Annotated in this window: 5 protein-coding genes; 2 read left to right on the top strand and 3 right to left on the bottom strand. The window is 71.4% G+C overall.

Annotation, left to right across the window (positions count from 1 at the left end; genetic code table 11):
* Positions 1-116 precede the first annotated feature (116 nt).
* Both ASG72_RS03045 and ASG72_RS03040 read right to left on the bottom strand, forming a co-directional pair.
* Positions 117-1,280, bottom strand: a complete 1,164-nt coding sequence (locus ASG72_RS03045; RefSeq protein WP_056708781.1) for an AGE family epimerase/isomerase — start codon at positions 1,278-1,280, stop codon at positions 117-119.
* Positions 1,277-2,371 (bottom strand): LacI family DNA-binding transcriptional regulator, encoded by a 1,095-nt coding sequence (locus ASG72_RS03040; protein ID WP_056708778.1) that lies wholly within the window; start codon positions 2,369-2,371, stop codon positions 1,277-1,279. The genes ASG72_RS03045 and ASG72_RS03040 overlap by 4 nt, the downstream gene beginning before the upstream one ends.
* A gap of 337 nt (positions 2,372-2,708) precedes the next feature.
* On the opposite strand from ASG72_RS03040, the gene ASG72_RS03035 reads away from it, so the two are divergent.
* Positions 2,709-3,686 (top strand): DUF808 domain-containing protein, encoded by a 978-nt coding sequence (locus ASG72_RS03035; protein ID WP_056708775.1) that lies wholly within the window; start codon positions 2,709-2,711, stop codon positions 3,684-3,686.
* 6 nt (positions 3,687-3,692) lie between these two features.
* Here the strand turns inward: ASG72_RS03035 and ASG72_RS03030 are convergent, their stop codons facing one another.
* Complete coding sequence (locus tag ASG72_RS03030) at positions 3,693-4,937, bottom strand: M20 family metallo-hydrolase (protein WP_056708773.1); 1,245 nt, start codon at positions 4,935-4,937, stop codon at positions 3,693-3,695.
* Between the two features lie 377 nt (positions 4,938-5,314).
* On the opposite strand from ASG72_RS03030, the gene ASG72_RS03025 reads away from it, so the two are divergent.
* Positions 5,315-12,865: a type I polyketide synthase gene (locus tag ASG72_RS03025; RefSeq protein WP_056708771.1), complete on the top strand. Its 7,551-nt coding sequence runs from the start codon at positions 5,315-5,317 to the stop codon at positions 12,863-12,865.
* Position 12,866: the final 1 nt, after the last annotated feature.

Below are 12,866 nucleotides of genomic sequence, written 5' to 3'. Positions count from 1 at the left end.
CATTCGGCAGTGTCCATGCCTCATTCATCTCGACAGATACTGTCGAGAGCGCATGGTTCTGCTGGGCGAGCCTTGCGGCGCGCTCCTGTTTCGGGCCGGGGACGATCTCGGATTGTCTATCGGCGCGCGCTCTCCTCACGGGCTGGGGCGGGCTGCCCGGCTCCGCTGCCGGCGACCCGCAGATATTCCGTCAGGCACATCACCAGGTGATACAGGAGCCGTGTCGGCACGATCTCGGTCAGCGGCTCGCCCTGCGCCGTGAGGCGGTTGATCCAGAGCGGGCCCAGGGCGCGCAGATGCGTGCGCCGCAGGCTCTGCAGGAAGGCCTCGGCCTCGCCGAGGGAGACGCCGGTGAATTCATGCATGGCGAGCGCGGCCTTCACGGCCTCGGTCTGCGGCCAGAGCAGATGGGAGCCGTCGCGCACCCGGCCGTCCCGGCCGGTGATCTCGACGAGATGGCCGCTGGCGTCGCAGCCGTCGCGCCGCGCCGTGCCATAGAGCAGGCGGGCGGGGCCGAGCACGCGCGCATCCCCGGTCAGCCGCTGGTGATGCAGAAGCAGCCAGACCCATTCCATGGCGTGGCCGGGCTCGCGCACTTCCCCGGCCTCGCCGCTCGCCGGCTGCAGATCGGCGGTGAGGAATTCCCGCACACTCCCCGTCTCGGCATCGAGGAACCGGTCCAGGAACAGTGTGACGATCGCCTCGGCGCGCCGGCGCCAGGCTGGCCCGCCGCCGGCCTCGTCGAGAGCGTGCATCGCCTCGAGGAGATGCATATGCGGGTTCTGGCGGCGCGGCAGCTTGCCGGCATCGTCCTCCAGCCAGCCCCCGGCGGCGGGATCGCCCAGGACCCTGTCGAGGGCGGCATAGGTCTCCTCCGCCAGCGCCAGGGCCGCGGCGCCGCCGCCGATGCGGGCCCACCAGCCGAGGGCGAAGAGCACGAAGGCCTGGTCGTAGAAATCCAGCCGCTCATCGCGCGGCCCATCCTGTTTCGGGGCCGCGGCGGTGACCCACAGGCCGCTGCCATGGCGGAACCGTGCCTGCAGGCAGGCGAAGGCCCGCTCCGCCGCCTCATGCGCCCAGCGCTCCCCGGTCTCGACCGCGGCCTGGCTGAAACTATAGAGGCAGCGCGCCTGGACCAGGCAGGAACGCATCGCCTCCGGCAGGCGCTCGCCGGTCATCGACAGCGCGCTGACGAAGCCGCCGGTCTCGGGCTCATAGGCGCGGCGCGCCCAGAAGGGCAGCATGGTCTCGTAGAGATGACGCCGCGCCCAGTCGCTCATCCCCCGCCTCCAGCCAGCGTCAGCCGGGGCGATGGCCGGGTCTCGTCGAGGCGAAACCCGCTGGAATCCCGCACCACCAGCCGCGGTGGCACGATGATCTGGCGGCGCGGCCCGCCGCGGCTTTCGATGCGCGAGAGCAGCAGATCCGCCGCCGCCTGGCCGAGCGCGGCGGGGTCGATCGCGATGCTGGTCAGGGCCGGGTAGCTCAAGGCGGCGTCCTGGATGTCGTCGAAACCGACGATGGCGACGTCGCGGCCGGGGGCGCGGCCGGCCTGATGAGTGCCGAGCATGGCGCCGATCGCGGTGGGATCGTTGAAGCAGATCAGCGCTGTCGGCGGCTCGTCCCCGAGCAGAGCGGCGCGCGCCACGGCGGCACTGGCGGCCTTGGTGTTGGGGCAGGACAGGATCCGCGGCACGAGCCCGGCCTCCTGCATGGTCGCGGCATAGCCGGCCTTGCGATCGCGGGCGACGGAGGTATCGGCCTCGCCGCCGACGAAGGCGATGCGGCGATGGCCCTGGGCGATGAGATGGGCGGTGCCGAGCTGCGTGCCCAGCCTGTTGTCGGTGCCGACATAATCCGCCAGTCCGGAGCCGACCTGCCGCAGCACCTGGATACAGGGCAGATGGTCGCTGATCAGGCGCAAAGTGTCGGGCGTGGCGCCTTCGGCCGGGCAGAGGATGACGCCGTCGACCGCCTGCTCCCGGAAGCGCGCCAGCACCCGCGCCTGGCGCGCCAGATCCTCGCCCGTATTCGCCAGGAAGGCGATCCGCCCGGCGCGGTCGAGCGCGGCGTCGATGCCGGCCGTCAGCTCGGCATAGAAGGAGGATGTGAGATCGACGACGATGACGCCGACGGTGCGGGAGTGGCCGCTGCGCATCCGCGCGGCGCCGCGGTCATAGACGTAGTCGAGGGCGCGGATGGCGGACTTGACCCGTTCGCGCGTTTCCCGGTGCACCAACGGGCTTTCGCGCAACACGAGGGAGACGGTCGCGCGCGAGACGCCGGCGGCGGCCGCGATATCGGTCAGCGTGACCCGGCGCTCCGGCTCATCGCCGAAGGTCCTGATCGCCGCAGGCTCCCGCTGATCCATCCCGTCGCCGCTCCATGCGCGCTTTGGATCGATCTAAACAGGCGCGGAGGCGCAGCGCAACCGGGTTGCGCGAGGTCGCGTGCAGCCGCTCAGCTCCTTGCGGGGCTGCTCAGCCAGGCGCCGAAGGCGGCCATGCAGGTGAGGACGATGCCGAGCTCCAAAGGTGTCATGGTTTGGCCCCAGATGTGGTTGTGCTGAGGCAACAAGGCAGCGGGCCGATGGTTCCGACTTTGCGCCCCGGGCCGACGCAGACGGGGTGCGCGCCGCGTCGCGCTGGCGAAATACCGGGAGCCTGCCCATAACTGTCCCAGGATTTTTGAAAACAGGATGGTGAAAGATGAGCGTCGGCCTGGTTGCCTTGCTGGACGATGTCGCGGCGATCGCCAAACTCGCCGCCGCGTCGCTCGACGACATTGCCGGCCAGGCGGCGAAATCCGGCGCCAAGGCGGCCGGCGTGGTGATCGACGACGCGGCGGTGACGCCGCGCTATGTCGTCGGCTTCTCGCCGGCGCGCGAATTGCCGATCGTCTGGAAGATCGCGCGCGGCTCGCTGCGCAACAAGCTGCTGATCCTGCTGCCCGCCGCCTTGCTGCTCAGCCTGGTCGCGCCCTTCCTGATCACCCCGCTGCTCATGCTGGGCGGGGCCTATCTCTGCTATGAGGGCGCCGAGAAGCTCTATGGCGCGCTCTTCCCTCATCAGGCCCATGCGCATGAGGCGGCGCTGGGCGTCGCCGGCGTCGATCCCGCCACGCTCGAGGCGCAGAAGGTGGCGGGCGCGGTGCGGACCGATTTCATCCTCTCGGCCGAGATCATGGCGATCACCCTCGCCTCGATCCCGCCCGGCAGCCTGTGGCGCCAGGCCCTGGTGCTGGCCTTCGTCGGCATCGGCATCACCGTGCTGGTCTATGGTGGGGTCGCGCTGATCGTGAAGGCGGATGATGCGGGGCTGTCCATGGCCCGCAACGGCAATGGCTCGGCCTTCGGCAGTGTGACGCGGGCTCTCGGGCGGCTGCTGGTGCGGGCCATGCCGGTCTTCCTCGCCGTGCTGGCGATGGTTGGCACGGCGGCGATGATCTGGGTCGGCGGCGGCATCATCGTGCATGGGCTCGAGGAATACGGCATCGCCGGCCCGGCCCATCTCATCCATGACGTCGCCGCCGCCGCGGGCCGCGCCGCGCCCTGGGCCGGCGCCATCGGCGAATGGTTCGTCAACGCCCTCGGCTCCGGCCTGGTCGGCCTCGTCCTCGGCGCGCTGCTGATCCCTGTCGTCTCCTATGGGCTCGCCCCGGCCTGGGCGCTGATCCGCCGGCGCTGAGGCCGCTCAGCCCGCGAGCTTGCGGTCATAGGCGAGGACCGCCTCGAGCAGCACCTGCGCGCCCGCGGCGCAATCGTCGAAACTCGCCGATTCCGCCTCGTTATGGCTGATGCCCCCGGCGCAAGGCACGAAGATCATGGTGGTGGGTGCGACGCGGGCGATATAGGCGGCGTCATGGCCGGCGCCCGACACCATGTCACGCGTGGCGTATCCCGCCGCGGCGGCCCCCTCGCGCACGCAATCGATCAGGCGCGGATCGAAGGCCACGGCCGGTGAGGACCAGAGCGTGGAGCAGCGCCATTCCAGCCCGAGCGGCGGCAGGATGCGCGCCAGCTCCGCCTCCAACGCGGCCTGCATCACGTCGAGCACCGCCTCGTCGCGATGGCGCAGATCGACGCCGAAGAACACCTCGCCGGGGATAACGTTGCGGCTGTTGGGCCGGTTTTCGAGATAGCCGACGGTACCGACGGCATCCGGCGCATGGGCATGGGCGATGGCGTCGACCGCGTCGATGATCCGCGCCGCGCCGAGCAGCGCGTTCTTGCGCAGATACATCGGCGTGGCGCCGGTATGCGCATCCTGGCCGATCACCGTGACGTCGTACCAGCGCATGCCCTGCACACCGGTGACGGCGCCGATCGTCACGCCCTCCTTCTCGAGGATCGGGCCCTGCTCGATATGCAGCTCGAAGAAGCCGGCGAAGCGGCGTTCGCCCACCGGCTCCGTGCCGCGGCAGCCGCTCGCCTCGAGCGCCTCGGCGAAGCTGATCCCGTCGCGATCCCTGATCGCATAGGCCTCTTCCCGTGTGAACGCCCCGGCGAACACCCCCGACGCCAGCATCGCCGGGGAGAACCGGCTGCCTTCTTCATTGGTCCAGTTGATCAGCTCGATCGGAGCCTGGGTGCGATAATCCATGTCGTGCAGCGTGCGCAGCACCTCGAGCCCCGCCAGCACGCCGAGCACCCCGTCGAACTTGCCGCCGGTGGGCTGCGTGTCGAGATGCGAGCCCATGGCGATCGGCAGCGCCTGCGGGTCCCTGCCTTCGCGCCGGGCGAACATCGTGCCGACCTCGTCCGTCGCGACCGTGCAGCCCAGCGCCTCGCATTGCGTGCGGAACCAGTCCCGCACCTGGCGATCCTCCTCGCTCAGGGTCAGCCGCCGGATCCCGCCCTTGGAGGTGCCGCCGATCCGCGCGGTGTCCATCAGCGTGTCCCAGAGGCGCTGCGGGTCGATGGTGAGATTGGGACGCATGGCTTCACCTCGGCGCGGCTGCAAGGGCCGCGGCATGGACGGGCTGCGCGGCGTTGCGAGCGCCGGCGCGATGAGGCGCCGACCATAGCCATCCCCCGCGCGCTACGCCAAGGCCGAGCCATTTTGCGAACCCCTCTCCAACAGAAACCGACCAAGCGAAAATGCCGTACAGGCAGATTTACGAAGATCCAGAAAGCCAAAATTAAAGTTGGTCTTACGCTCATCTGGGGCAGGCCTAGCGGCAACCAGAAATTTAACGAACGCTGCGTCATATATGGAAATACCGGCCAGGAACGGGCGGTTCGACGGGAATGCGGCGTGATGCCCGGGCGTGACGGCCTCGCATCGCCGGCAGAAGCGGGTTCGAGGACTTCAGCATGATCGATTTCGACGCGAGAACGGCGCAGGCGGCACGGGCTTCTTCTGGCGGTGCGGCTCCCGTGCCGGGCGGAACGGCGGCGCGCGCGCAGGAGCCGATCGCCATCGTCGGGCTGAGCGGCCGCTATCCGAAATCCCCGGATCTCGATGCGCTCTGGCTCAATCTCGCGCAGGGGCGCGATTGCGTCGGCGAGGTCGACGGCAGCCGCTGGGATCTCGGCTTCCACACGCAGGGCAGCCAGTCGCCGCAACGGATCTACACCAAAGCCGGCGGTTTCCTGGAGCGGATCGACCAGTTCGACGCCGACTTCTTCGGCATGTCGCCGCGCGAGGCGCGCCAGGTCGATCCGCAGCACAGGCTGCTCCTCGAACTCGCCTGGGAGGCGATGGAATCGGCCGGCATCGTGCCGGCCAGCCTCGCGGGCAGCCGCACCGGCGTCTTCATCGGCATCTCCGCCAATGATTATGCGACGATGATCGGCCACAGCCCGGATGCCTACACGAATATCGGCAGCGCGCTGAGCATCGCCGCCAATCGCATCTCCTACATTTTCGACCTGCATGGGCCGAGCCTGTCGATCGACACGGCCTGTTCCTCCAGCCTCGTCGCCCTCCACCAGGCCTGCCGCAGCATCGCGGCCGGGGATTGCGGCGCGGCGCTGGTCGGCGGCGTCAACATTCTCGGCAGCATGCGCCCCTTCGCCGGCTTCGCCCAGGCGTCGATGCTCTCGCCCGACGGGCGCTGCAAGAGCTTCGACGCCGATGGCAAGGGCTATGTCCGGGCCGAGGGCGGCGGCGTCGCGATCCTCAAGCCTCTGGCCGCGGCGGAGCGCGATGGCGACGAGATCCTCGCCGTGATCCTCGCCACCGCCGTCAATTCCGACGGTCGCACCATGGGCATGGCGCTGCCGAGCGGCGAGGCGCAGGAGGCGCTGCTGCGCCGGGTCTATGGCGAATGCGGCATCGCGCCGGAGGATGTCTATTACGTGGAGGCGCATGGCACCGGCACCGCCGCGGGCGATCCGATCGAATGCGGCGCGATCAGCCGGGTCCTCGGCACGCCCCGGGCCGATGGCTCCGCCTGCCTGATCGGCTCGGTCAAATCGAATATCGGCCATCTCGAATCCGGGGCCGGCATGGCGGGGCTGACCAAGGTTCTGCTGGCGCTGCGCCATGGCGAGATCCCCGCCAACCTGCATTTCGACACGCCCAATCCGAAGATCGATTTCGAGGCGGGCCGGATCCGCGTCGTCGACAGCGCGCATCCCCTGCCGCGCGGCGCTGCGCCGCTCGTCTTCGGCATCAACTCCTTCGGCTTCGGCGGCACCAACGCCCATGTCGTGCTGCGGGAATACCGGCCACACCCGGACCGGGCCGCGGCTCAGCCGCAGGAGCGGCCGGCCGGCGCCGAGGATTGGGGCGATCTGCTGGTGCTCTCGGCGCAATCGCCGGATTCGCTCGACCGCGCCGTCGCGCTCCATGCCGAAGCGCTGCGCCGGCTGCCCCCGGCCCGCTTCCGCGATTATTGCGCGACCGCTGCCCTGCTGCGGGCGCGGCACCAGCACAGGCTGGTGCTGGCGGCGAGCACGGCCGAACAGGCCGCCGCGAAGCTGGAGCGGCTCCTGGAGGGCGAGAGCCAGCCCGGCCTGGCGCGGGCGCGTGCCGCCGGCGCGGGCGGCGTCGCCTTCTGCTTCTCCGGCAATGGCCCGCAATGGTGGGGCATGGGCCGCGAGCTCCTGGCCGAAAGCGCGATCTTCCGCGCCGAGCTCGAGGCCATCGACGCGATCTTCGCGCCGCTCGCCGGCTGGTCGCTGATCGAGATGATGGCGCGTCCGCAGGCCGATGTGCCGATCGCCGCGACCGAGATCGCCCAGCCGCTGCTCTTCGCCCAGCAGGTGGCGCTCTGCGCCGTGCTGCGTGCCGCCGGCATCACGCCTTCCGTCACCTTCGGCCACAGCGTGGGCGAGGTCGCAGCCGCGCATCTCGCAGGCGCGCTGAGCCGCGAGCAGGCGACGCTGGTGATCTTCCAGCGCAGCCGCCTGCAGGCGCTGACGGCCGGGCGCGGGCGCATGGCGGCGCTGTCGACGACCCCGGACGAGGCGCGGGCGCTGCTCCAGGCCGATCCCGCCTGGCTGGAGATCGCCGCGGTCAACGCCCCCCATGCCGTCACCGTCGCGGGCGATGCCGCGGCGCTGCAGGCGCTGTGCGATCGCCTCGCCGACGAAGGCCGCTTCGCGCGCATGCTGCCGCTGAACTATGCCTTCCACACTGCCGCCATGGACGAGATCGAGGCGCCGTTGCGCGACCATCTCGCTGGCCTTTCGCCCCGCGACGGCGACATACCCTTCATCTCCACGGTCGCGGGCGAGCTCGTCCCCGGCTCGACGCTCGATGCCGATTACTGGTGGCGCAACATCCGCGCCCCGGTCCAGTTCGAGGCCGCCACGCGCAGCGCCATCACCCGGCACGGCATCGACATCGTCGTCGAGATCGGCCCCCATCCGGTGCTGCGCGACTATGTCGTGCAGATCGCCAAGGCCTGCGAGCGGCCGGGCGTCGCGGCGCTCGCCACATTGCGCCGCCCGACGGAGGCGAGGCCGGCGCCGGAGCGCGAGACCCTGCAAGGCGCGATCTGCGCGATCCACGCGGCCGGCGGCGGGGCCTTCGACGCTCTGTACAGCCGCCCGCTGCATCCGCCGCGGCTGCCGGCCTATCCCTGGAACCGCAGCACGCATTGGCGCGGCGGCTGGGAGGTCCCCGACGCGTTCAACCCGACGAAGCGCGACCATCTGCTCCTCGGCGTCCGCACGCCGGGCGCCGACGGGCTCTGGACGAATACGATCCAGGACGCGCTGCATGCCGATCTGCTCGACCATGTCGTGCAGGGGGCACCGATCTTTCCGGCCGCCGGCCATGTCGAGCTCGCGCTGCAGGCCGCGCTTACGGCAGGCGAGGGCATCGTGGATGTCGAGGCCTTCGAGATCCTGAAGCCGCTCGTCCTGGGCGGCGGCGCCGAGCCGATCATCCAGCTCGCTCTCGACGCGGCGGACGGCACGTTGCGCATCCGCTCGCGTCCCGATGCGGAGAGCACGAGCTGGACCGAGCATGCGCGCGGGCGCATCAGCCGGCCGGACCGATGCGAGGCGCCGCAGCCGCTCGACATCGCGGCGCTGCGCTCGGGCCTCGCGGTGACGATCGGGGCGGAGGCGCATTATGCGGGCTGCGCCAGGCGCGGGCTGGTCTATGGGCCGCGTTTTCGCGGGGTGGTGTCGATCGCCCTCTCGCAGCCCGATGCCGGCGAACGCCGGGCGCTGGGCGAGATCGCCTTGCCGGAGGCGGCGATCGGCGCCGACCGCAGCCATCCGGCGCTGCTCGACGGCTGCCTGCAGCTGCTGATCTCGCTGATCGAACAGAACGACCCGCGCGACTGCGCGACGATCCCGGTGCAGCTCGGCCGGATCCGCAGCTTCGCGCCTCTGCCCGCCCGGCTGTTCTGCCGTGTCGTGCTGAGGCACGAAAACGCCCGCACCGGCGTGGCCGATTTCACCGTCACGGACGCGCAGGGCCGGGTCGTGCTCCTCCTCGAGGAGGGGCGTTTCCAGAAGGTCGAGTTCAAGCCCGCGACCCTGCCGATCCTGACCGAGGATTGGCGCCCCGATCCGGCCTGGCCGCTCGCCCGGTCCGGCAAGCTCGCCTTGCCGCCGCTGGCGGAGATCGCCGATGCGCTGCGGCCGCGGCTCACGCTGATCGCGGCGGCCGGTGGCGGCGCCGGCTTCGCCGAGACGGTTCGGCCCGGGCTCGATGCGCTCGTCGCCGCCTATGCCGTGACGGCGCTCCGCAGCCTCGCCCCCGCCGGCCGCCCCTTCACTCTGGCCGCGCTGGCCGAGGCCGCGGGGACCCCGCCGGATCGTCTGCCGCGGCTTCAGGCCCTGCTCGACATCGCCGTCGAGGATGGGTTCCTGCAGCGTGGCGAGCTCGGCCAGACCCCGGTCCATGCCTGGACCAGGGATGTGGAGCCGCCCGACCCGGAGAGCCTGCGCCGCGACCTCCTTTTGGCCCAGCCGGCCTATGCCGCGGAGCTGGTGGCGCTCGGCCGTGCCGGGCGGATGCTGGCGTCCTGGATCGCCGGCGAGAGCGAGGCGCCTACCCTCGCCATGGCCGAGGCGCTGGAAGACACGGCACCGACCCGCATGGCCGCCAATGCCCTGGCCGCCGAGGCGGTGCATGTGCTCGTCTCCCGCTGGCCCGAGGGGCGCGCGATCCGCATCGTCGAGCTCGCCGGCGCGACCGGCGGGCTCGCTGCCGCGATCCTGCCGGTCCTGCCGCCGGCGCGCAGCGACTATCTGTTAACCGATCCGTCCGAACAGGCGGTGGCCCGCGCCACCAATCGCTTTGCCGGCTACCACTTCCTGCGCGGCGCCGTCGCCGAGGCGCAGACGCTGGAGGAGACCGGCTTCGACCTCGCCATCGCCTCGGCAGAGGTCTCGGCGGATGCGCTGACCAGGCTGCTGGTGCCGGGCGGGGTCGCCCTGCTGGTCCTGCCGCAGCCCGGCCGGCTCGCCACGCTGCTCCAGCTCTCGCGCCGGGTTCCGGCTGCGGACGATGTCGCGGCCGGGCTCGCTGCGGCCGGTTTCGAGATCGGCCCGCTGCCGGGGGATGTGACGGCGCTTCATGCGCTGCTGCTGGTGCGGCGCCCCGCCAAAGCATCTGCGCCTGCACCGGCGCCCGAGCCGCGCCTGCCCGGCCGGCGCGCTCTGGTCATCGGGCCTGCCGAGCGCGACTGCCCGCTGGTCGCAGCACTGGCGGACGCGCTGCAGGGCATCGGCGGAGCCGCCATCCACGAACTGCCTGCCGAGCCGACGGATGAGGATCTCGCGACCATCGTCGCCGCGGAGCCGCTCGCCGTCGAATTCGTCCATCTCGCCGGCTTCGCCGAGGCCGCCAGCGAGGAGGCCGGCATTCTGGCGCGGCAGGAGATGCGCTGCCTCAGCGCGATCCAGCTCGCCCGCGCTCTCGAGCTTCGCCCCGTCGACGCGGCTGCCCCGCCTGTGGCGGCGGTGCTGACCATCGTCACGCGCGGCGCCTTCGCCAGCCCCTCGGGAGCCGCCCCGCGCGATCCGTTCCAGGCGACGATCGCCGGCGTCAGCCGCGTCATCGCCAATGAGCAGGTCGCGATCGGCGGCCGGCTGATCGATCTCCACGCCGAACCCGGCGATCTCGCCGCCGGCAGGAGCCTGGCGCAGGCCCTGCTTCGCCGCGACGACGAGACCGAGACCCTACTCGAGGGCGGGCGCCGCTACGTCCACCGCACCCGCGAAAGCTCGATCGCCGACCAGACGCGCCTCGCCTCCTCTCCGGAACGGGCCACGGCCGGCGGGGAGGGGCGGCCCTTCCGCCTCGATTTCCTGCCGGCCGGCGGCATCGCCTCGCTGCATCTGCGCGAGATCGAGCGTCGCGCGCCGGGGCGAGGCGAGATCGAGATCGCGATACGGGCCGCGGGGCTCAATTTCCGCGACGTGCTCTGGACCATGGGCATGCTGCCGGAGGAGGCGGTCGAGAAAGGGTTTTCGGGGCCGACCATCGGCATGGAATGCGCCGGCGAGGTCGTGCGCGTCGGGCCGGGCGTGACCGCGTTCGGCCCGGGCGACCGCGTCATCGCCTTCGCCTCCTCCTGCTTCGCCAGCCATGTCACCACCAGCGTCGACAGCGCCGCCGCGATCCCGGCGGGCCTGAGCTTCGCCGAAGCGGCGACGATTCCGACCGCCTTCGTCACGGCCTGGTACGCGCTCGACCATCTCGCCCGGATCCAGCCGGGCGAATCCGTGCTGATCCATGGTGCGGCGGGCGGGGTCGGCCTCGCCGCCCTGCAGATCGCCAGGCTGAAGGGCGCGGTGATCTTCGCGACCGCGAGCTCGGACGACAAGCAGCAGCTGGTCAGGACTTTGGGCGCCGATCATGTGCTGAGCTCGCGCTCGCTCGCCTTCGCCGACGACGTCATGCGGCTGACCGGCGGCAAGGGCGTCGATGTCGTGCTCAACTCGCTGGCCGGGGAGGCGATCACCAAGGGGCTGCAGGTGCTGAAGCCCTTCGGCCGCTTCCTCGAAATCGGCAAGCGTGATCTCTACGCCAATAGCCGCATCGGCCTGCGGCCGTTCCGCCAGAACCTCAGCTATTTCGGGATCGACGCCGATACGCTGCTGGTCGAGCGGCCGGATCTGGCGCAGCGCGTCTTCGCCCGGATCGTCGCGGCGCTGTCCGGGGGCGAGCTGCGCCCGCTGCCGCATCAGCTCATGCCGATCTCGCGCGCGGCGGAAGCCTTCCGCGCCATGCAGCAGGCCCGCCATGTCGGCAAGCTGGTGATCGCCCTGGATGCCGAGCCGCAGGACAGGCTGACGGTGGTGGCGAGCGGCGCCGGGCTGATCCGGCCCGATGCCACCTATCTCGTCACCGGCGGCCTCGGCGGCGTCGGCCTCGCCACCGCCGAATGGCTGGTGGCGCAGGGCGCGCGCTCGCTGGCGCTCGTCTCCCGTCGCGGCGATGCCACGGCGGAGGCGCAGGCCGGGCTGGCGCGGATGCACGCGGCCGGCGCCGCCCCGCGCGCTTTCGCGGCCGATGTCTCGGATGCCGCGGCGCTCGAAGCTGTGCTGCGGGAGGTGCGCGCCACCATGCCGCCGCTGCGGGGCGTGATCCATTCGGCCGCGCTGATCGAGGACGCCCCTCTCCTCAAGGTCGACCGCAGGCTGATGCATGACGTCATGGCGGCCAAGATGCTCGGAGCCTGGACGCTGCACCGCGCGACGCTGCAGGACGAGCTCGATCATTTCGTCATGTTCTCATCCTCCGCCGTGGTCGTCGGCAATCCCGGCCAGGCCGTCTATGTCGCGGCCAACAGCTTCCTGAACGCGCTGGCCGAGCTGCGGCGCGCGGCGGGGCGTCCGGCGCTGTCCGTCGGCTGGGGCGCGATCAAGGATAGCGGCTTCCTCACCCGCAACGCGCAGGTGGAGAGCCTGCTCGAACAGCGCGCCGGCATGGAGGCGACGCCGACGAAGGTCATTCTGGCCGAACTCGGCCGGCTGATGGCCGCGGGGGCCGGCGTGGTCTCGGCCGCTCAGTTCAACCTGCTGCGGCTGGGCCAGAGCCTGCCCGGCGCGCGCACGCCGCGCTTCTCCGAGCTGATCCCGGAGGGCATGGCGGTGATCGGCCAGGATGCCGGATCGATGGCCGATGCGCTGGCCGCCATGAGCCCGGAGGAGCGCCGCGCCGCGATCCTGGCCTGCGTCACCGACAGCGTCGCCCGCGTCGTCGGCTCGCCGCCCGCCCAGGTGGAGCCCGACCGCGCCCTGTCGGAGCTCGGCCTCGATTCGCTGATGGCGGTCGAACTGGCGGAGGCGCTGGAGCAGACGCTCGGGCGGCCGGTCTCGGTGATGCAGATGATCCAGGCCGGCACGGTCTCCGGCGTGGTCGATGTGGTGGCGCGCGGTTTCGCGGGCGCCGCGCCGGGCCAGCCGGCCGAGCCCGCCGGTCCGGCGCAGGCGAACCTCGCTGCTTGAG

The sequence above is a fragment of the Allobosea sp. Leaf344 genome, assembly GCF_001426225.1.
In the GTDB taxonomy this organism is placed as follows: Bacteria; Pseudomonadota; Alphaproteobacteria; order Rhizobiales; family Beijerinckiaceae; genus Allobosea.
This window is presented reverse-complemented; position numbering and strand designations above follow the sequence as displayed.